This window comes from Dysgonomonas sp. 520, assembly GCF_010501095.1.
Classification (GTDB): Bacteria; Bacteroidota; Bacteroidia; order Bacteroidales; family Dysgonomonadaceae; genus QVMP01.
Genome location: NZ_QVMP01000012.1, coordinates 40,311 through 62,673 on the forward strand (window position 1 = coordinate 40,311; position 22,363 = coordinate 62,673).

15 protein-coding genes are annotated in these 22,363 nt (G+C 39.0%); 9 read left to right on the top strand and 6 right to left on the bottom strand.

Features of this window, described 5'->3' with window-relative positions; translation table 11 throughout:
- Nucleotides 1-14: 14 nt before the first annotated feature.
- Both D0T56_RS08920 and D0T56_RS08925 read left to right on the top strand, forming a co-directional pair.
- Nucleotides 15-1,016: a GlxA family transcriptional regulator gene (locus D0T56_RS08920; RefSeq protein WP_163319800.1), complete on the top strand. Its 1,002-nt coding sequence runs from the start codon at nucleotides 15-17 to the stop codon at nucleotides 1,014-1,016.
- 96 nt (nucleotides 1,017-1,112) lie between these two features.
- The gene (locus tag D0T56_RS08925; RefSeq protein ID WP_163319801.1) at nucleotides 1,113-1,907 is read left to right on the top strand and encodes a hypothetical protein; all 795 of its coding nucleotides are present in this window, start codon (nucleotides 1,113-1,115) and stop codon (nucleotides 1,905-1,907) included.
- Here the strand turns inward: D0T56_RS08925 and D0T56_RS08930 are convergent.
- From D0T56_RS08930 to D0T56_RS08945, 4 genes are all read right to left on the bottom strand, one after another.
- Entirely contained in the window at nucleotides 1,904-2,755 is an 852-nt protein-coding gene (locus D0T56_RS08930) for a hypothetical protein (protein WP_163319802.1), read from the bottom strand. The two genes, D0T56_RS08925 and D0T56_RS08930, sit on opposite strands and share 4 nt — an antisense overlap.
- A 141-nt stretch (nucleotides 2,756-2,896) precedes the next feature.
- Nucleotides 2,897-3,565, bottom strand: coding sequence for a GDSL-type esterase/lipase family protein (locus tag D0T56_RS08935; RefSeq protein ID WP_370458796.1), 669 nt, complete (start codon nucleotides 3,563-3,565; stop codon nucleotides 2,897-2,899).
- 75 nt (nucleotides 3,566-3,640) lie between these two features.
- The gene (locus D0T56_RS08940; protein ID WP_163319803.1) at nucleotides 3,641-4,555 is read right to left on the bottom strand and encodes a dimethylarginine dimethylaminohydrolase family protein; all 915 of its coding nucleotides are present in this window, start codon (nucleotides 4,553-4,555) and stop codon (nucleotides 3,641-3,643) included.
- A gap of 110 nt (nucleotides 4,556-4,665) precedes the next feature.
- The gene (locus D0T56_RS08945; RefSeq protein ID WP_163319804.1) at nucleotides 4,666-6,174 is read right to left on the bottom strand and encodes a WG repeat-containing protein; all 1,509 of its coding nucleotides are present in this window, start codon (nucleotides 6,172-6,174) and stop codon (nucleotides 4,666-4,668) included.
- A 222-nt stretch (nucleotides 6,175-6,396) separates the two neighbouring features.
- On the opposite strand from D0T56_RS08945, the gene D0T56_RS08950 reads away from it, so the two are divergent.
- Nucleotides 6,397-8,556, top strand: coding sequence for a translation factor GTPase family protein (locus D0T56_RS08950; protein ID WP_163319805.1), 2,160 nt, complete (start codon nucleotides 6,397-6,399; stop codon nucleotides 8,554-8,556).
- Nucleotides 8,557-8,642: 86 nt separating this feature from the next.
- Here the strand turns inward: D0T56_RS08950 and D0T56_RS08955 are convergent, their stop codons facing one another.
- Entirely contained in the window at nucleotides 8,643-11,195 is a 2,553-nt protein-coding gene (locus D0T56_RS08955) for an adenosylcobalamin-dependent ribonucleoside-diphosphate reductase (RefSeq protein WP_163319806.1), read from the bottom strand.
- A 501-nt stretch (nucleotides 11,196-11,696) separates the two neighbouring features.
- Here D0T56_RS08955 and D0T56_RS08960 point away from each other — a divergent pair.
- The 4 genes from D0T56_RS08960 to D0T56_RS08975 all read left to right on the top strand — a co-directional run bounded on the left by D0T56_RS08960 (nucleotide 11,697) and on the right by D0T56_RS08975 (nucleotide 15,560).
- On the top strand, nucleotides 11,697-12,776 hold the full coding sequence (locus tag D0T56_RS08960; RefSeq protein ID WP_163319807.1) for an aldose epimerase family protein: 1,080 nt from the start codon (nucleotides 11,697-11,699) through the stop codon (nucleotides 12,774-12,776).
- 54 nt (nucleotides 12,777-12,830) lie between these two features.
- Nucleotides 12,831-13,976, top strand: a complete 1,146-nt coding sequence (gene galK / locus D0T56_RS08965) for a galactokinase (protein ID WP_163319808.1) — start codon at nucleotides 12,831-12,833, stop codon at nucleotides 13,974-13,976.
- Between the two features lie 248 nt (nucleotides 13,977-14,224).
- The gene (locus tag D0T56_RS08970) at nucleotides 14,225-14,890 is read left to right on the top strand and encodes an Imm5 family immunity protein (RefSeq protein WP_163319809.1); all 666 of its coding nucleotides are present in this window, start codon (nucleotides 14,225-14,227) and stop codon (nucleotides 14,888-14,890) included.
- 151 nt (nucleotides 14,891-15,041) lie between these two features.
- Entirely contained in the window at nucleotides 15,042-15,560 is a 519-nt protein-coding gene (locus tag D0T56_RS08975) for a hypothetical protein (RefSeq protein ID WP_163319810.1), read from the top strand.
- 498 nt (nucleotides 15,561-16,058) lie between these two features.
- Here D0T56_RS08975 and D0T56_RS08980 read toward each other — a convergent pair whose 3' ends face one another.
- Nucleotides 16,059-16,874, bottom strand: a complete 816-nt coding sequence (locus D0T56_RS08980) for a helix-turn-helix domain-containing protein (protein ID WP_163319811.1) — start codon at nucleotides 16,872-16,874, stop codon at nucleotides 16,059-16,061.
- Nucleotides 16,875-17,237: 363 nt separating this feature from the next.
- Between D0T56_RS08980 and D0T56_RS08985 the strand changes: the two genes are divergently transcribed.
- Both D0T56_RS08985 and D0T56_RS08990 read left to right on the top strand, forming a co-directional pair.
- The gene (locus tag D0T56_RS08985) at nucleotides 17,238-18,164 is read left to right on the top strand and encodes a hypothetical protein (protein ID WP_163319812.1); all 927 of its coding nucleotides are present in this window, start codon (nucleotides 17,238-17,240) and stop codon (nucleotides 18,162-18,164) included.
- A gap of 619 nt (nucleotides 18,165-18,783) precedes the next feature.
- On the top strand, nucleotides 18,784-22,287 hold the full coding sequence (locus D0T56_RS08990; RefSeq protein ID WP_163319813.1) for a bifunctional proline dehydrogenase/L-glutamate gamma-semialdehyde dehydrogenase: 3,504 nt from the start codon (nucleotides 18,784-18,786) through the stop codon (nucleotides 22,285-22,287).
- Nucleotides 22,288-22,363: the final 76 nt, after the last annotated feature.

Genomic DNA, 22,363 nt, shown 5'->3' on the forward strand with positions numbered 1-22,363 from the left:
TTAATTGGTTGATAATGGCGACTGAAATTAGACATATTGCATTCCTCGTAATATCCGATGCTACATTATTGGATATAACTGGTCCTTTGGAGGTTTTTTATCAGGCAAACGATTGTGTGGAATCATTAAATAGAAAAGGGAGTTTCTACTATAAAATACATACTATATCGGTTATAAAAAATAAAAGGATAAAGACAGCTTCGGGAGTAGTGTTTGATTGCGATGAGAATATTCAAGATATAGATTATGAGATTGATACCTTGTTTATTCCCGGAGTTCCTAATCGTATGCAGAGTGATTACAGATTAGGTAAAAAAATTCTGAATTGGATTCGGGAACAATCACTTAAAGTAGAGCGTATTTGTTCGGTCTGTACAGGAACTTTCTTCTTGGCTGAAGCAGGTATCTTAGAGGGAAGAAACGCTACAACGCATTGGGAATTATGTGACAGGTTGGCTCAGGATTATCCATTAATTAAAGTGAAGAAAGATCCCATTTTCGTAAAAGATGGTAATATATACACATCTGCCGGGATTTCTTCGGGTATGGATTTAGCTTTGGCGTTAGTTGAAGAAGATTCTGGGCGATCGTTGGCTATGGATGTAGCCAGGCAGATGGTTTTATACTTGAAACGTCCCGGAAATCAGTCTCAATACAGCTCTGTTTTAATTCATCAAAATACTGATTATAAGCCTATTCAAGATATTGAAAATTGGATTGTTGATAATTTGCAAGGAAACTTGACTGTCGAAAATCTGGCTGAAAAAGCATCCATGAGTCCACGCAATTTTGCCCGTGTTTTTCTAAGGGAAACAGGCATAACTCCGGCAAAATATGTGGATAAGATGCGGGTTGAAAGTGCATGCAGGTATCTGGTAGATACTCAGTTATCCTTTAAGGAAATTGCCGTGTTGTGTGGTTTGGGATCGGTGGATAATATGCGAAAGGTTTTCATGAAATATTTGCAAATAACCCCGGTCGATTACAGGAAAAACTTTCGAACCGCTTTCTCTTAGTTTTTTCATATTGTGTTATTGTTGCAAAGTTTTATCTTTGCATTAACTATTCCTACTACAAAACAGACACAATTTCATCATTTACGTTTAATAGACATGAAAAGAATAAAGTTTGTATTCTATATATCTTTGGTTTTGAGCCTCTTGTTTGTTTCGGAAGTGAGTGCCCGGAAAAAGAAGAAAGGCATAGCGGAGCCATACGTGAAAACTGAAAAATTGAGTGATCACATTCACATTGTGAGTTTCTACCCCGAAGGCATCAATTCGTTGATTGTTGAGTTTAAAGATTATTTTGCAATTCTGGAATCGCCCATAACCAGCGAAAACGGAGAGAAACTAATCGGTGAAGCTAAAAAAATATCGCAGGAAAAACCTGTCAAATATTTTGCGTTCAGCCATTATCATCCCGAGAATTTGAGAGGAATAAGACCTTTTGTTCATAAAGGCGCAACAATATTGACCTTAATGGAGAACTTTGATTCTATAACTTATTTGGTTCGTAATAGAAAGCCTTTTCAGGTTGATAGCTTACACATGCAGCCTAAAAGATTGGATATTGAGATAATCAGTGATACTAAGACGGTTACGGATGGCGAATATACGATGCAAATGTATCGTATTGGTAATCTGTATGATGGTATTGAGGATGATTTCACCGTTTTTTATTTCCCTGATGACAAGCTATTGTTTGAGCCAAAACTTATTGAAATGAGTAAAGATGGTTTCTTAAAAAAGGCAAGCGAAAAGGAACTGATTATTTACGATGCCATACAAAATCTTGACATAGAGGTTGATACCATCATTCGGTCGTGGACACCCACAGACAGAAACATAAAAACGATCATCCCGTTTTCCGAATTGGAAGAGACAATTTTCTTAAGAGGAAATTAAATGGTAAACGGCAGTTTCAAAGTATGATATTTTACCAGTCCCGGCATTGGAGATTCAACAATCTGTTTTATCTCAATGTCATATTCTTTAGACACTTGGAGTAAAATGTCCGAGTAGTTGTGGGCAACCGAACCAATGAACGATACCGGATAGTTCTGGTAATCGTATTGAAGAACGTTACGTTTGAAAAATCTCTTTATATTTTTATATATAAGTTCGTAGACATATTCATTCTCAATGTGTTCTGATAGGAAGAACGATAGTGTTGACAAAAACCTGTTGGGGAAAGGTTTGTTATAAACCAAATCGAGAACGTCGTCCACAGATATGCGGTAAAGTTCGTAAAATGCCTGTGTAATATGTTTGGGGGCAAGGTCTTTCAAGCAATCGCTTATAAACATTTTGCCAAGAACGGCCCCGCTACCTTCGTCTCCAAGTATGTAACCGAGCGATTTTACATTCTTAACAATATCATTTCCGTCGTAGAAGCAAGAGTTGGAACCGGTTCCGAGAATACAGGCTATGCCTTCGTCTTGTCCGAACAATGACCTTGCAGCAGCAAGCAAGTCGCTGTTGATCTGTGTTGGAGTCCTGAATTGTGCTATAAGTGAAGTTTTAACAATGACCTTCTTTTCTTCTGAAGTACACCCTGCACCGTAGAAGTATATTTCTTCCAGTTTACGTGAAAAAAACTTCTCGGATAGCTGCAATCGTATGCAACGGCTGATTTCTCTTCTGGTCTGAAAAAATGGGTTTATACCATCAGTAAAAGCATGATCTATGATTGAGTTTCCCTCAATAATACACCATTCGGTTTTGGTTGATCCACTTTCTGCTATTAATTTCATTCGTCCAATTATTTCTTTAATTCTCAGTCAATAAAAAAAAATAATGATTTACCCCTCGTACCTCAAAAAAGATACGCTAAGATAGTTACTTTTTTCCATAAATTTTTCTTTTTCAGTAAAAAATAGCTTGTTTTTGAAGCATTATTCGATATATTTGCTCAATTCTTTAGCCCAAACAGAATATCCTTCTTTATTGAGATGTAGTCCGTCGGTTGTGTATTTGGCATCGAGTGTTTGCTTTTTTATCAAGAATGCAGGGTGGATGTATATGAAGTTGACTTTTTCTTTTTTACACAATTTTTTCAATTTTTTATTCAGATTGTCTATCACGTTTTCTTTGTTTGTCAATCTTTTATATCTTTCAAATGAATTGTTGATGGGCAGAGGGCTTTGTATATAGATGATTGTGCCCGGAGACTCTTTTTTTGTCCGTCGTATAATCGTTCTTATATTCTTTATTATCGTGTCGTTCGGGACGTTTTGAGAAATATCATTCACTCCGCCCAGAAAGAATAATTTTTCGGGTTGAGCCTTGACAATTTCGTCTAACCGGGCAAGCATTCCTTCCGTATTATCTCCGCTGATGCCTCTGTTTGCAGGTTTTTGTTTCGGAAAATATTCGCTCCATTTTCCACCTTGGGTCAGGCTGTTCCCCATAAAAACGATCTGACCTGTTTTTAGTGGGTTCTTTCTGAATTCGGACATTCGTTTAGTATAGGTTTCTGTTTCGTATGCTTTTTTTTCGTTGGTTTGTCCGAAAACAGAACACGTAAAGACTAAAACAAGAGATAAAAAAATATTTTTCTTCACGATAATTATATTTAAAAGGTTCTTTTGGCAAATTTAATAATTGTAAATTATAACTTGCTCAATATTAACAACAAATCATTCTCTTACGAGCGGCAGGGTGGAGCAGCGGAGCAAACCTCCCATCTTAGATATCTCGTGATATGGAATGGTTTCGACCGTAAGTCCCCATTCGTTTCGGAGGTGTTGGTTCAGGCGTGTGAAGTTTTGTTCACTAACAACAATTTCGGGGGAAATGGAAAATATGTTCGAGTTCATATAATACATTTCTTCACGCGTGATCCTGAAAATATTTTCTGCGCCGAAGAAATCGGTAAGAAAGTCCGCATCCCGGGGATTTAGAAAGCCGTCTCTGTAAATTACAGCTTTTCCGTCTCCTATGGGCATAAAGGTGCAATCGAGATGAAGAATGCCTTTTCTTGGGTCGGTATCGTGTTTGGCAAGTTCGAGTGGTATGAAGTCTTTGTCAGGAAAAAGCTCCCTCAAAAAGTCAATGGCATATTTATTGGTGCGTGCCGTTTTGTAGCTGGGGTAGTCGGAGTCGGTATAAACTCCCATGAAAATGATATCGTTGTGTAAAATGATATCGCCACCTTCAACGTGCACCTTTTCAGGAAGGTTATATATTTTGTTGAAAGCAATTTTGCTGTATATCGGAGCATAAGCCTCCTGTTCGTCGGCACGGTCGGGAATAATATTTGACGTGATTATTTTATCGTCAATAACAAATGCTACGTCCCGTGCAAATACCTGATTGCTATTGGGTAGAATCAGGGGGCGAAGAACCTCCACATTATGTTTCAACAGCACTTTTTCGAGGCAAGACATTTCGTTTGCAATATCTTCCTCCACGGGGTATGTGCCGTTTAGCACACTTTCATATGATTTTGCATCGTAGGTTTGTTCCAGTTTTGGCTGTTTTCCATTGGAGTATGGCTGCCCTAATACAACCGTTTTTAGTTGCGATGTTTCATTTCTGATATTCAGTATCATACGGTATCTTTGGTTTATCTTCCAAATATACTCCTTTTTTCTGTGAAAATGTTACTAAAAATTGCTGTTTTTTATGCTTTTTATGTGCTGAAATATGACAAAGTGACTTTTTATTGAGATAATAAAGCCTGTTTTACGGAATAAGTGCCGTTTTCGTTTATTTTTATATCATCGTAAATGCAGGGCACAATTTCTTTACCCTTGTTGTTCACAATGCCTTTTTTTCCATCCTTGAAAGCAACAACTATGTTGTTTACAAAATCTATTTTTCTTATGTCGCTCGATGTGGGAGTTTCCATTCGGTCATATTCTTTACTGATAATCTTTCCTTTGGTGTTGATGACAACGTATTTGTCGTTAATTTTGGCCACCGCAGCTTTGTTTGAATAAGGGTGGATTGTCTGATATATAAAAGGTACAACCTCCTTGCCTTTATGGTTTATTGCTCCGCATACCGAATCTTTGAGTGCAAGCGCCAATCCGTCTTTCGAAAAAGCATTCATCTGACTGTAGATGAACTGTGAGATTTTCTTGCCGTCTCTGTTTATAGCCCCCCAGAAACCACCATCACGAGCCACGGTGTAACCTTTTTTGAATGGCTCGATTTTCAGGTATTCGAAAGGAACGGTTTCATTTTTTGTTTTTATATCTATGGCTCCCCAGTTGGAACTTTTGTCTTTACGGGCGATTGCCATACCGTCGCTAACACCGGAAATATAGCTGTAATTGAAAGGGAGTACTTCACTTCCGTTTTTACTCAATACACCCCATTTCTGGTTAATCATGGAACGGGCATAATCTTCTTTGAAATTGTCAATATAGTTATATTTAAATGGAATTATTTCTTGCCCCGTGATGTGGTATGCACCCCATTTGCCATGCTTAATGGCTCTGATAAGATCGTTTTCGGGCGGGTACAATTCGTTGAATTCGCAAGGAACTATCTCTTTTCCGTCCGAAGGGCGCACCATTCCGGCTAATGAACCCATTTTCACAATCGAGATATTCAAATCTTCCATGTCCCTTATTTCTGTATATTTGAAAGGAACGATCACTTTTCCTTCGTAATTTATTATTCCCCACTTGTAGTTGGCTGTGTCCATTGCTAAAGAATATCCGTTTCGGAATGTTTCGATATAGCCGTATTCGCAAGGTAGAATTTCCTGCCCTGTGATGTTTATGGTTCCCCATTTTTTATTTTTGCATACCACGGAAAAACCATGCGAAACGCTTCCTATGTATTCGTATACGGGTGGAATTATCTCTTTTTTTGTATTGATGTCGATCACACGGTTGCGGTCGTCATTGCCCACAACTATCAGGTTGTGCGTGTAATAGCGGACAATCTCGTACTGACAAGGCAAAAGAGGGTTGTTTTTGCTGTCGATAAGCCCCCATTTACCATTCATTTTCACCCTGAACAATTTGTTGGGCAGCAGTTCGGCGTCTTCGTATTGACAAGGAAGAATCAACTTTCCCTTTTTGTCGTATAGCCCCGATTTGTAGTCCGTATTGTTGTTGTCGGATTGTTGAGGGTAAACGATGGCTGAAAAAGCAAATAAAACGAATAGAGGTAGGATTTTTCTTATCATTTCAATAGAATTAAAAAAACGGAGCATAAAATTATATTTTTTCATTCAATTGAAGAGCATATCTGACCGCTTAATTTTAAAATACTTTATTTTAACAAATTATAGCTAAATAACATATTCGAAAGATTGTATAAAAAGAAAACTATTTCCTAAATTTGAAAAAGTGTGTCGAAAATGTATCTTTTTATGATCGTAAACATTTGAGACACAAATAATAAATGGTGTATTAATTCTTAAAAACTTTAAGCCATGAAAATGTACCAAACTAATCAGATCAGGAATATAGCTATTCTTGGTAGTTCGGGAGCCGGCAAAACCACTCTCGCCGAAGCAATGCTTTTCGAAGCCGGAGTCATACAACGCCGTGGATCGGTCAATGCAGGCAACACTGTAAGTGATTATTTTCCGGTAGAGAAAGAATACGGATATTCGGTTTTTTCCAGTATTTTTTCTGTTGAGTGGAATGATCGCAAGTTGAATTTTATTGACTGTCCCGGCTCCGACGATTTTATCGGTAATGTTGTAACTTCGTTGAATGTAACAGATACCGCACTGATGGTGCTGAATGCACAATACGGACTTGAGGTGGCTACTCTCAATCAGTTGAGATATATAAAAAAGATAGAAAAACCGGTGATTTTTGTCGTTAATCAGTTAGATCATGCAAAAGCTGATTTCGACAACGTTGTATCGCAGCTTAAAGCCAAATATGGCGACAAGGCTGTGCTAGTACAATATCCAGTCAATGTCGGTGAAGGATTTAATGCCGTTGTTGATGTTCTTACGAATAAAATGTACAAATGGAAACCCGAAGGCGGAGTTCCTGAAGTACTCGATATACCAGCAGAAGAAAAAGAAAAGGCCGAAGAGTTGCATCAAAGATTGGTGGAGGCTGCTGCCGAAAACGATGAGGCTTTGATGGAAAAATTCTTTGAGCAAGGAACCCTTTCTCAGGATGAAATGCGTATGGGAATCCGTTTCGGATTGGTCAATCGTGATATTTATCCTGTGTTCTGTGTTTCTGCCGAAAAAGATATGTGTGTGCGCCGTACACTCGAATTTTTAGGAAATGTGGTTCCTTATGTTGCCGATATGCCTGCTCCCATAAATACCGATGGTGTGGAGGTGAAACCCGATAGCGGTGCAGCTACTAGCTTGTTTTTCTTTAAAACGACGGTTGAGCCGCACGTAGGAGAAGTTTCTTACTTTAAGGTGATGAGCGGAAAGGTGAAAGAGGGAGATGACCTGTTGAATGCCGACAGGGGTTCGAAAGAGCGTATGGGGCAGATGTTTTCAGTAGCAGGGCAACATCGGACAAAGGTGGAAGAGCTTGCTGCGGGAGACATCGGGGCAACTGTGAAACTGAAAGATGTGCGCACGGGTAATACCCTGAATGGAAAGGGTGCGGACAATAAGTTTAACTTTATACAATATCCCGACCCTAAGTATCGTCGTGCTATTAAGGCTGAGAATGAGAAAGATACTGAAAAAATGAACGAGGCTCTTCTGCGTATGCATGGTGAAGACCCGACTTGGTTGATAGAAAATTCGAAGGAATTGAAGCAGCTGATTGTTTCCGGACAGGGAGAGTTTCACTTGAAGACTTTGAAGTGGAGATTGGAAAACAACGATAAAATTCCTATCGTATTTTCCGAACCTAAAATCCCTTATCGTGAGACTATCACGAAGGCTGCCCGAGCCGATTATCGTCATAAAAAGCAATCGGGTGGAGCCGGGCAATTTGGAGAGGTGCACATGATTGTTGAGCCTTACACGGAAGGTATGCCATTGCCCGAAACGTATAAGTTTAACGGACAGGAATTTAAAATACAATCTCGTGATGTGCAGACTTACGACCTCGATTGGGGTGGCAAGTTGGTCTTCGTAAATAGTATTGTTGGAGGTTCTATTGATGCCCGTTTCTTGCCTGCTATATTGAAAGGGATTATGGCACGATTGGAACAAGGTCCGCTGACCGGATCTTATGCCCGTGATGTGCGTGTGATTGTGTACGACGGAAAGATGCACCCTGTTGACTCAAACGAAATCTCATTTATGCTTGCCGGGCGTAATGCTTTCAGTACGGCATTTAAGGAGGCAAATCCGAAGATTCTTGAGCCTATTTATGATGTGACGGTATTTGTGCCCGCAGACAAGATGGGTGATGTTATGAGCGACTTGCAGAACCGCAGAGGTATGATTCTGGGGATGGAAAGCGATAAAGATATAGAAATATTGAAAGCTAAAGTTCCGTTGAAAGAGTTGTCTAATTATTCCATTACGTTGAGTTCATTGACCGGAGGTCGTGCTTCGTTCACTATGAAGTTTTCGAGTTATGAACTTGTACCATCTGATGTTCAGGATAAACTGTTGAAAGCGTACGAAGCTACTCAAAGCGAAGAGGCTTAATTGTTTATCATAATTATATAAATAAATCGGGGAGTATTCATCAAGAGTACTCCCCGATTTGTATCTGTGCTATATTTGTCTTATTATCAACCACATTTAGAGGCTCCACAATTGGTACACTTCAAGCAGCCTTCTTGGTATATTAATGTTTCTTGTTCGCAAACCGGGCATTTCTGACCCTTCACTTCCGAACCGTTTGGCAGATATTTTTTCAAGGCACGCTCAACACCGTTTTTCCAAGTGTTAATTTTCTCACTGTCAAGGTCAAGACCTTGTACGAGTTTGATAACTTGGTCGATAGGCATACCGTAACGCAATACTCCTGAAATCAACTTTGCATAGTTCCAGAATTCAGGGTTGAATTTACTGTCCAGTCCTTCTATCGTTGTTTTATATCCACGTTTATTTTTGAATTGGAAGTCATAGCTCTTCTCGCCACTTTCTTCTACTCGTTTGATAATCAGTCCTTGATTTACATTCTTAGGAAGTAGCAAACCTTCTTCGTCGTCGGCGATACCGGTGAATATTTCGTAAGGTCTGCCATCAAGAAGTCCTATAAATGCGATCCATTTGTCCTTGTTGTTTTGGAAACGTATAACGTCGGCTTCCAACTCTTTCGGACGGCGTTGTACTATCGCCGGGCGTTCGTAGCATTCACCACATTCTTCTTCCTTTTTCTCTTTATTGTTGTCTGTCGCGGCAATTAGTACTCCGGCACGAGATCCGTCCCTGTATATTGTACAACCTTTACATCCGCTTTTCCAAGCTTCTATATACAAGGTGTTTACAAGTTCTTCCGACGCATCAGCAGGGAGATTTACGGTTACACTGATAGAGTGGTCTACCCACTTCTGCATACGGCCTTGCATTTTCACCTTTTGAAGCCAGTCTACATCGTTCGAAGTAGCCTTATAATATGGCGATTCGGCAACCATGTTGTCAATTTCTTCGTTGGTATATTTTTTTGCCGTAGGGTATCCTTTCGCTTCCATCCATGTTACAAATTTGTGATGGAATACGATATATTCTTCCCAAGAGTCTCCGTTTTCGTCAACAAAATCCACTTTTACCTGAACGTCGTTAGGGTTTACTTTGCGACGACGTTTATAAACCGGCATAAATACGGGTTCGATACCTGAGGTCGACTGTGTCATCAGGCTGGTTGTTCCTGTTGGGGCGATTGTAAGGCAGGCAATGTTGCGTCGTCCATATTTCACCATGTCGGTGTATAGATCAGGCTCGGCAGATGCCAGACGGTTGATGAACGGGTTGTTTTTCTCTTTTTCTGAATCGTATATCTGGAAAGGGCCACGTTCTTTTGCCATGTTGACAGATGAGCGGTAGGCTGCCAAAGCCAACGTGCGTTGCACTTCTTCGGCAAAGGCTGTTGCTTCTTCTGTTCCGTATCGTAACCCCATAGCTGCAATCATATCGCCTTCGGCTGTGATTCCCACACCTGTACGGCGTCCTTGAAGTGTTTTTGTGCGAATTTTTTCCCACAAATGTCTTTCCACGGCTTTCACTTCTTCAAGTTCGGGATCGGAATTTATTTTGTCGAGAATGCTGTCAATCTTTTCAGATTCCAGGTCAATGATGTCGTCCATAATGCGTTGAGCCAGTTCTACGTGTTTTTTGAACAAGTCGAAATCGAAATACGCATCTTCTTTGAATGGATTAACCACATACGAATATAGATTGATGGCTAACAATCGGCAACTGTCGTAGGGACATAGTGGAATTTCGCCGCATGGATTTGTAGAAACGGTTCTGAAGCCAAGGTCGGCATAGCAATCGGGCACAGACTCCCTTATGATTGTGTCCCAAAATAACACTCCGGGTTCTGCCGATCTCCAAGCGTTGTGTACAATCTTTTTCCACAAGGCTTCTGCATTTATGTCTTTCACAAATACAGGGTTAGACGAATTGACAGGATATTGTTGTGTATATATTGTTTTATCAACAACAGAGCGCATGAAGTCGTCATCTATTTTCACGGAAACATTGGCTCCGGTTACTTTTCCCTGCTCCATTTTTGCATCAATAAACGATTCTGCATCAGGGTGTTTTATCGATACACTTAACATTAAAGCTCCACGGCGACCATCCTGAGCTACTTCTCTGGTCGAGTTGGAATATCTTTCCATAAAGGGCACTAACCCTGTGGAAGTTAACGCCGAGTTTTTTACCGGGGAACCTTTAGGGCGAATGTGGGACAAATCGTGACCGACACCTCCCCGGCGTTTCATCAACTGCACTTGTTCTTCGTCTACGTGTATGATGGCTCCGTATGAGTCGGCAGGACCATCCATTCCGATGACGAAACAGTTTGAAAGAGAGGCTATTTGGTGGTTGTTGCCAATTCCTGTCATAGGGCTTCCCTGAGGAACAATATATTTGAACCGATCGAACAAATCGTACAACTCCTGAGCAGAAAGAGGGTTTTCGTATTTTTTTTCAATTCTGGCAATTTCATTTGCCAGACGCCAGTGCATATCAACCGGAGATTGCTCATATATGTTTCCCGCAGCATCTTTCAATGCATATTTGTTTACCCAAACTTTGGCAGCGAGTTCGTCTCCTTCAAAATATTTTAATGAGGCTTCGTATGCTTCATCAAAACTGTAAACCATTTGTCCCATACGTTTATTATAAAATGTTAAGTTTTTTAATACTTTGTTGTTGTAAATTGATTCTTGATAAAAGCGTAAATTGAGCGTGTTGATTGGCTCAACTTGTTTGAGATTGCAAATCTATTAATTAATATAAGATGAAACAAGTTGAGATAGACTTTGTTCTTGATAAAAATGTGAAGTTTTCTTAAATTATTGATAAGTGTTTGATAATGAGTGTGTGTTTTGTTTTTATTTTTCGTAAAGTTTTCCAGAATGGAAATTGTGGTTGAGTTTCAGTGCGTTGCAAAAATAATCTTCATGATGTTTTGAAGTGAATAAAAAAGAAAATAAAGGTAATGTTTTTATATACAGTAGAATAGGTTTTGCTGCAAAAATGTCTTGTCTTGTGATGTATTCTATATTAACTTTTTTTTTGACTTGAAGCATCTCCTAAAGAGCGTGTTTTCGGCATTTATTAAATATCTTTGCTAGCTTACAAAGATAAATTAATAACTAAACCTAATCTACATGAATGCAAATAATAAAATCGAACTTCTAAAAGCCGAGGCTTTCGATGCCTCTTTAGATGGTAAGAAGATTGCGCTTTATACTCTCGAATCAGGAAATGGCATTACAATGCAAGTTACCAATTTTGGCGGACGGGTTGTTACGCTTTGGGTTCCGGACAAGGCGGGTAACTATGAAGATATAGTGGTGGGTTATGAAAATATAGACCGTTACTTGAACAATACGGGCGAGAGATTTCTCGGATGTGTTGTCGGTCGTTATGCCAACCGTATCGCAAATGGGAAATTCACAATAGACAATGTTGAGTATACGTTGCCCGTAAATAATGCCACCAATAGCTTGCACGGAGGTTTGAAAGGCCTTGATAGTGTGGTTTGGGATGTTGACAAAGTGTCGGGAAACGAGATTCATTTTTCGTACACATCACCCGACGGAGAAGAAGGCTATCCCGGAACGGTAAAGTATAAGATGGTGTATACTTTGACTCCGGATAATGAATTCAAAATTGCTTATGAAGCAGAAACGGATAAGGCCACGCATGTTAATTTGTCTCACCATTCTTATTTCAACCTTAAGGGTGAGGGTAACGGGGATATACTCGACTATATGTTGACTATTAATGCCGACAAATATACGCCTTACAATGAAGTGAATATCCCAACGGGAGAAATAGCGTCGGTTAAAGATACTCCGTTCGATTTCTTGACATCTTATAGAATAGGAGAGAGAATAGATAACGACAACGAACAATTGAAGTTTGGTGCAGGATATGATCATAATTGGGTGATAAACAAAGAAATGAAAGATGGCGTGGAATTTGCTGCATCTGTCTACGAACCTTCGTCGGGACGTGTGATGGAAGTGTGGACAGACCAGCCGGGTATTCAGTTTTATGCGAGCAACTGGTTCGACGGGTCGTTCAATGGAAAATATGGAAAGCCTATAAACCGTCGTGCGGCAATAGCGCTCGAAACTCAAAAATATCCGGATACGCCCAATAAGCCGGAGTTTCCGTCAACACGTTTAAATCCCGGAGAGGTTTATAAACAAACGTGTATATATAAATTTTTGACTAAATAAAAACTACTTATTATATAACTAACTAATTTTAATCACAAAAAGACTGAATTAACCATGGAATTAAATCAAATCAGAGACAAATTTAAATCGCTTTACGGAACTGAAGGTGTTGTATATTCTTCGCCCGGACGTATCAATCTTATCGGTGAGCATACCGATTATAATGGTGGATTTGTATTGCCGGGAGCAATAGATAAAGCGATGTATTGCGAAATAAAACCAAATGGAACCGACAAAGTGAGGGCTTATGCTTTAGATTTGGGTGAATCGGCAGAATTTGGATTGGAAGAGAATGACCTGCCTGCAAAGCAATGGGCAAAATATATATTTGGCGTATGCCGCGAAATGATAAAACGAGGAGCAAAAATCCCCGGATTTGACACTGTTTTTGCAGGTGATGTGCCTCTCGGAGCAGGTATGTCTTCTTCTGCGGCATTGGAAAGCTGTTTTGGTTTTGCTATCAATGACCAATTTGGATTAGGTTTCGATTTGTTTGAAATAGCAAAAATAGGACAAGCCACAGAGCATAACTATGTAGGTGTGATGTGTGGTATCATGGATCAGTTTGCTTCTTGCTTTGGTAAAGAAGGTTCATTGATTCGCTTAGATTGCCGTTCGCTGGAGTATCAGTATGTGCCATTCAATCCGGAAGGTTATCGTTTGGTATTGGTAAATACTTGTGTTTCGCACAATTTGGCAGAAGGAGCATACAACAAACGCCGCTTGTCGTGCGAGGCTGTTGCCCATGCAATAAAGAAACGCCATCCTGAGGTAGAGCTTCTTCGTGATGCAAATCTGGATATGTTGAGGGAAGTGGCAAACGAAGTGAGTGCGGAAGATTATATACGTGCAGAGTTTGTTATTGAAGAAATTCAACGCCTGTTGGATGCTTGTGCCGCCCTTGAAAAAGGAGACTACGAAACTGTAGGTAAAAAAATGTATGAAACACATATTGGACTGAGCCGTAAATATGAAGTAAGTTGCGATGAGTTGGACTTCTTGAATGATTTGGCTCGTCGTTGCGGCGTAACAGGCTCTCGCGTGATGGGTGGAGGATTTGGTGGTTGTACCATCAATCTTGTGAAGAACGAATTGTATGATGAATTCATTAAGCGTGCAAATACCGATTACGAGCAGAAGTTTGGTATCAAACCTAAAGTTTATGATGTAATTATCAAAGATGGGGCAAGAAAGCTGTAATTGTTCCTGACGAAATAAGAAAGAGAGCCGTTTCCGAAAAGGGAGGCGGCTTTTTTATTTATACGGTGCAGCATTTTTATTGTTTTGGATGCCATAATACAATAGAAGTGCTTAAAATCTAAGTAATATTCATGGTTATATGCCTATGTTTCATAACTTTTTCGTAATATTGTAGGTGTAATTGATGTTTGGGGAAGTTTTATCTGATCAGAATAGATATAACGAACATTACAATACTATGGGTAGGTATGGCTATTTTCGGTCTTTTTAAAAAAAATAAAGCTCAAAGTCAACCAGAATCTCTTGCTCCGGAAGCAGAGGAGGTTCGGGTTGAGCGTAGCATATTGACAGATGATCACATCAATATATTAAAAGATATTGTAGACGCTTCTCGCGATGGGCATTTGGCTTTAAGCCATAGGATTAGGCTGCTGTCTTTGCTGAATGATGTGAAGACGGTGAATAGGGTCTTTTTCGAATGTGCCAAAAAGGTTCTTCCGATCTATGAAGAAGGTTTCGGAAAAGACGAAAGCCTTTTGTTGATGATGTCGTCGATAAACGAATTCTTGTATTTTGATGTTGGCGAACAGTCGTCGTTTTTTGTACTGGCCGACTTGTTGAAAGATCAGGTATTTGGATTCTTGGAAGGTGAGAAAAAAATGGCGGCATTAGCCGGAATGACTGTGGTTTCATTGGCATACAGTATAGCTTTTGATGCCGGAATGATGCTCGAAATAGACGAATATTGTGGCGAAAACGATGATGTATTCGACTGGGAAGGTTGGAATCCTGATTATTATGCTTCAATGACCTGTTCAGGAGGTAGCCCTTTCGACGCTACCGGAAGTATAGAGCTCAGGAAAGAATTCTGGAACTGGTATTTAGATACGGTTTTGTCGTTGTCGAAAATGTAAGGAATTTCTAGGTAATAACGTTTTGATTGTAATTATTGTTAAAATTTGAGGGTGGAGCCTCCATCTTTTGTTAAAAAAAAGTACCTTCGAATTTTGTTAAGACACTATTACTTTATTCTATTTATTGTAGGAGGCTTCTTAAAAGAAAGAAATGAGGACAATACGATGCTATATGTTGATTCTTTTTTCTTTGATTGTATGTTGCATTTTTTACGCATGTAGCAATCAAAAGAAAATTGATACTATAATTGAATTTGTAGAGCAAAAAAATGTAATCTCAGAATTCAAGGGTTATACGCTTTATTATAGGGCGAGCGGAGACGAACCCGGAACCTCACTTATATACGTTAAAAAAGCAAATGTAGAATGTCAGCCATATATAGTGCTGGTAGACGTTGAAAATGCCAAGATAATAAGAATAAACAATACGGATGTAATAGATACTTGCCAGAAAGACTACATTGGCTATCAGATGATAGTGAAACTGGTTCAGAAGTTTTTGGATTCAAAATTGTATTATGTGAGTGTCGATCTGGATGACACTCTTTATATAAATCCTTTCACAACGGAATTTGCTTGCCTCATAAAAAAATCGAAAATACCATCCTCCACACCACGCAATTTCGAGTATTTTAAACGTTACAAAGACGATTGGTATATACGTAAATAATACTTTATTATCCCTGTTTGATAAGAGCTAAAAAGGTTTTTACTGTTTTTTTTACATAAAAAAACGGTATGAAGGTGTATTATTAACACAATATACTGTGGATATATTGAAATAATATATTATTTTTGTGTCATCAACACACACAGCATATAAATAGAGTATGTCTAGTCAGAATGACTGACCTGTCAAATATCTCCGGATAAAAGTGTTTTGACAGGCATGATAAGGGGCTGCTGATGAAGCAGTCCCTTATTGTTTTTTGTTGAGAGCCTTATTCACTTTACACTCTTTTTCTTTCTTTGAAATTTCTCGGATTAAAAGATTCGGGTAGAATTTATCTTTTATAAAATCATTTTCGTATATTTGTACTTTGGTTGTTTATAATGATCAAAGCTCTGTCACTTTAGCAGTGACAGAGCTTTCTTTTTTCAGAGGTTTTATTCAGTGCAAATTTATGGCAAAATACGCGTCGCTCACTTCCTGTAATATTCCTTAAACTTACGTGTTTTGCTTCCTGTGTTTCTTGTTTCTTATTTGTCGGGGTGAAGCACCCAATATTTTGTGGCAAAACTCATTGAAATGTGAAAGAGTTGCGAATTTGTTATCGGTCGATATCTGTTTCAGGCTCTTGTCTGTGTGGTATATTTCGTGGAAAACCGTGTTGGCTCTGCGTTGCCTGAGCCATGAATAGGCAGAAACACCAAATACTTTTCTGAATTTTTTGTTGAAACCGGAATAGCTATAATGCATCAGATCAGCTAGTTCCCTGACATTTCGGACGCTTTTGGTTAGTTTCCTGACCTGCTCTGTGAAATAAAGGTCGTTTGTGAGATATGTGCTGAAAAAGCCTTTCAATTGTTCCTCTATATACGATGCTTTGAGTATGCAAATCAGCTCTTTAGCCTTGATGTCTGCCAGAAAATTGTAATCTATGTTCTTGTCTTTGTAAATAAGAAGTGAACGGATATAGCCGTTCATTACATCGTTGAAAAATAGATAGCTAAAATCCTGTTGTTCTGTGTTTTTCAACTCCTTCATTCTAAAATTATCGTAAAGATAATCTTCGTCGTTAATGCCGATTGATACGAAAGAAGACTTTTCCAGAGCGTTGATCATACATCCATATCCTGCAGGCAGGAAGAAGAACTTATTTGCGGAAATAGATTCTTCCTTAATGTCCGAAAAGGAGATATTCAGTCTTCCTGAAATTACCAATATTATCCCGCAATTCTCTTGTCTGCAATCCCATTGTTTTCCTTTTTCCAGATCAACAAACCGAATTTCGGATTTGATTCTATTATTTTCAATTTTCATATTTTATTGTTGTTTAAGTGATTGAATTAGTGTGTGTTTAACGAATATTTAACGAAAAATTTTATTTTTTCAATTCTCATGTTTCTGTTTAAATATTTGTAATCAGCGATTTACTTTACCCGTATTTCCGATTTTATCGAATGAAACAACCTCATGTTTAACAAGGTGTTTAACATTTGTTTTTCTCATAAAACTTAATGTCTTTATAATTAATGGTGTAACATAGTCAAAAGGGTTTTTCTGTCACTGCTAAAGTGACAGAGTGTATTAGTCGCACATAATCAGGTGATTAGTGATTTTGGAGAAGAGGCAAAAAACGAACTGGAGACGAAAAACTAACACGACAAACAACATTAAAAAATTATGAAAAAAAGTTTATTATTCTTATCAATGCTTTTGATCGGTTTCAAGGCTTATGGGCAGGTTGGAGTGAACACGGAGTCGCCACAAGGGGTGTTTCACATCGATGCGCAAAAAAACACGAACGGAAATACGAATGTGGCAGACGACGTCATTGTCAATAGCAGTGGTAATGTAGGAGTGGGAACAAACAATCCTTTACAGAAACTTCATGTTACGGGCAATTCTTATGTATCCGGTATCTCGAAAATCGGAGCAGGGACTACGTTCAATAATTCTGCACAAGTGGAGTTGAGCGATGCTAACAAAGGTTTATTGCTGAATCGTGTTGCATTGACAGCTGCAAATGTGAAAGCTCCCGTAACCAATGCCGTGGCAGGAATGATGGTTTATAACACAACCAGTAACGCTCAAGTAACGCCGGGTATATATTATTGGAATGGAGTGAACTGGATCAGGATGGTGACGGAGATCCCTAAATCAACTCTGAATTTATTGAACCTTGTTGAAAATGTAGCAACCACAGATGGAGGTACAGATGGGTCTGGAGGGGTCCTTCTCAAATTTAATGATGAGGGATATATTGAAATTCCGGAGGATGGCTCTTACGCTTTCAGCTTTAGATTATATGGTAAAATTAATGATATACCTGTTAATTATTTGGCTGCTTACTATTTAACGGTATGGGTCAATGGGAGTATTGTGGATATTGCAGAAATTGATATATATGGAGGGGAAAAACGTCTTGCCAGCAATAATAATTGGATTCCGGCCTATACATATTCCATAGTTGTTGGGTGTGACGTAAAAGCCGGAGAGAAAGTGTCCTTTAAGTTATCTCATAGTGAAAATACTTCATATCCCTGGACTTTGCAATATTCTCTTCAGAATAGCGCCAATCGCACCTCTATGATCTGGTGGAAATTGTAGATTCATATTGATTCTATAAGTATGGAAAATAACGAGAGGCATCCTTTACAAATGCCTCTCGTTGTGTTCTGTCCCCAAAAAACTAAAAGGAGTGGACCTCACGGTTGACTCCTTTCATAACTTTTAGTTCTATGATAAAATGTTTTGTTGTGTATCTTCAACACTTAAACAACATTCAAAAGTATATATAAAAATCGAATTACAATAACAATTTAATATATTTAACATGTTTAAAGTTTCAATTTAAATATTTGGGGCTAATTAAACTTGTGATTATTCGTTTATTGACAGTATTTTGTGCATATCTGTAATTATTATTGATATTTTCTTTAGAATGTGTAAGATGTGGAGAATGTGACCTATAATTTGCTTTTATATAAATTATGCGAATAAGTAGTTGAAAAGTGTTGGTTTTTAGTCAACGAATATCAGGGCGAATGTTTATTCGCCCCTACTGAAAAGATATTGTACAATTTAAACCAACATTTTTATTATAGTCAATCCAAATACTCGTTGGCACAATTAATATTAAGCGTATAAATCTTTTTTTATTTATTGAACTTTAATTCATTTGTTGTATCTTTCGTAAAAATCTATACTACTCAGATATTAGTTTGTCATGGAGAATATAACATCAAAAGAAGTTCTTGATTGGACGGAAAGTTTTTTGATAAAAGCAGAGCAGGAGCTTAGTAAAGAGGAAAAAAAAGAACAAAAAAAATATGCGTCGTTGGTAAGTATTCCGTCTTCTAAGATTTTATTATCTAAGATGTTAGATGAATCGTCTCAGATTCGGGACGACCGGAAACTGGCAAAGCGTATGAAGATATTGATCGACAGATACGGAGTTCCTGAATTTTTCAATATTTTCGATCGCATACAATTATCGCTTTTTGCGGCAGTGGGTTATCGCTTCCATAAAATAGCGATGCCGATATTCAGAAGCCGATTACGGCAGGAGACTAATAAGATAATCATAGCGGAAGAGCGTCCCGAACTAACCCGGCATTTGGCCGACAGAAGCGGTAGGGGGATAGGGCAAAATGTAAACTTATTAGGCGAAGTTGTTCTGGGAAATGCAGAAGCAGATAATAGATATCGTCATTATTTACAAGCCCTTGAAGAGAAAGATATAAATTATATTTCGATAAAGATTTCGGGGATTTACGCACAAATTCATCCTTTGAATTACGCCCAGAGTAAGACCGAACTATGCAAGCGGCTGGCTAATATATATCAGCAGGCAATTGATTTTCCATACACGGATAAAGAGGGGAAAACCACCCCAAAGTTTGTTAATCTGGATATGGAAGAATATAAAGATGTGGAGTTGACTCTGGATGTTTTTATTACTGTGTTGAGTATGCCTCAGTTTCGAAACCTGACAGCCGGAATAGTTATTCAGGCATATTTGCCGGATGCCGGAATATTTCATGAAAAGTTGCTCAAATTTGCAAAACAACGATATTCGGAAGGTGGAGCTCCACTGAAAATGCGTTTGGTGAAAGGTGCTAATTTGCAGATGGAAACAATTGTTTCGTCGCTCCGAGGGTGGGAAAAACCGATTCTGAAAACCAAGGTTGAGGTTGATGCAAACTATCTTCATTTGTTGGATGTTGCCCTGAAACCTGAAAATGCAGAGGCTTTACACGTAGGTGTGGCTTCACACAATTTTTTTACGATAGGCTATGCCTATTTGCTTTCCAAGAGGAATGGGGTGGGGGATTATGTGTCATTTGAAATGTTGGAGGGGATGGCCAATCATCTGCCTCGTGTGATGCAATCTTTGAAAAAACAAGTTGTTCTGTATACCCCGGTTGTGAAAAAAGAGCATTTTCTGAATGCAGTATCATATTTGGTCAGGCGTTTGGACGAGAATACGGGGGAGGATAATTTTCTGAGGTATTCGTTCAATTTGAAGCTGAATAGTAAAGAATGGGGTTTTCTTGAGAATCAGTTTGTTCAGGCTTATGAACTGAAAGATAAAATGATAGGACGCAGTTCCCGAAAGCAAAATAGAAACCTTTTGCCCAATCGTCAGACAAGCATTGATGTTTTCCGGAATGAACCGGACACCGATCTTAATTTGAGTGTCAATAGGGAGTGGGCACTTGGAATATTGAAAAAATGGAAGACGGAATTTAATGATCGGAATTTTATAGTTCCCGTTCAGATTGGAGATAAGGAGATAGAAACAGAGTATAAGAAGAAATACTATGATCGAAATAGGGATGATAAGATTTGTATGTGTGAGGCAAACTTATCGTCGTCCGACCAGGTGGCTGAAATATTATCCATTGCCGAAGAAGACAAGTCGGGATGGAGAAAGACTACGCTGGACAAGCGAAATAAAATTCTACATCAGGTTGCAGAAAACCTTAGTGCAAAAAGAGGTGACCTTATAGGCTGTATGGTTGCCATAACAGGAAAAACCTTTACGGAAGCCGATGTTGAAGTCTCCGAAGGTATTGACTTTTGTTGCTACTATCCGATATCAATGAAGCGATTTTCCGATCTGCAAAATGTATCTTATTCACCCAAAGGGGTTGTATTGGTCATTTCACCCTGGAATTTTCCTCTTGCCATACCTGTTGGAGGCGTAGCAGCCGCTTTGTCTGCAGGAAACACGGTGATATTGAAGCCTGCAACAGTTTCGTTGCCGATAGCTTGGGAGTTGGCAAAATGCTTTTGGGATGCCGGAGTTGCGAAGGACGCATTGCAAGTTGTTTGTCCGGCAGAAAGAAGTACTTTGGATCGTTTGACATCACATCCTGTGATAAAACATATAATTTTTACGGGGGGTACAGAAACAGCATTCAACCTATTGAAAAATAATCCGAAATGCCATCTGTCTGCCGAAACAGGAGGGAAAAATGCGATAATATTGACCGGACGGGGCGATCAGGATCATGCCATAATGAATGTGGTTTCTTCCGCTTTTGGAAATGCCGGTCAGAAATGTTCGGCATGTTCTCTTTTCCTTGTCGCAAAAGAGGTATATGAAGATCCTGTTTTCAAAGCGAAACTTAAGGATGCGGTAACCAGCATACAGACAGGCAGTGCATGGAACCCTGAAAATATTGTGGGACCAATGGTTGACAATAATAATGAAAAACTGCTGCATGCGATAAGTCATCTGGAAGAAGGTGAGTCGTGGCTTGTGGAGCCTGAATTTCTGGATGAAAAGAAATATATATTGAAACCATGCGTGAAATGGGGTGTCAAGCCCGGTAGCTATACATTCCGTACCGAATTGTTTGCCCCATTGCTAGCTGTGGTGTGTATCGAAAACCTGAGGGAAGGCATTGAGTTTGTCAATTCTACCGAATATGGTTTAACATCAGGTTTGCAAACCTTAGACGAAAAGGAGATATGTATATGGAAAAAGCGGATTGAGGCGGGAAACCTATACATCAACAGGGGCATTACGGGGGCAATAGTAAGGCGTCAGCCATTTGGGGGGATGAAACATTCAGCCTTTGGCGGCGGAGTCAAAGCAGGAGGACCTAACTACGTTTCTTCTTTGGTCAAGTTTACCGAAAATCTGCTTCCGGCCATAAATCCCCCTGTCATAGACCCTCCGTTGAACGATTTGTTGGCAGACTCGAAATGCCGGTTAAGGCTGAATTATGCGTTCAGCAGTTATAAGAAGGCATGGGACGAAGTGTTTGCGCAAGAGAAAGATGTTAGCAACATTTATGGAGAATCTAATACATTGCGTTATCTTCCTCTTCAAAAATGTATATTCCGTATAGAGCCTCACGATGATATATGCGATATATTGTTGGTTATTTTAGCTTCGGTGATAGCAAACGTACCTTTAACTATCAGTATGTCGGATATGTACGATGATGTTGAAGATATAAAACAATCTACGATTGTTTTGCCCGGAGTGAAAGTCTTTGTTCAAAAAGAGCCTGACTTTATAGGCTGTATAAAAAACTATGAACGAATAAGAAGCTGCGCAGGTAGCCTGTCGGAGGCGGTATATGAAGAGGCGGCTAAGTTAGGTTTGCACATTGTTGCAGATAAACCTATTGTTGACGGGAGGATAGAACTGCTTCACTATTTAAAGGAACAAAGTATAAGTACGGAATATCATCGCTATGGTAGTGTTTTTTAATGTGGTGTTAATTTAGGTAAATATTGGGATAAAATACTAAATTAATATTTTTTGTAAAAAAGTACTATAACTAACG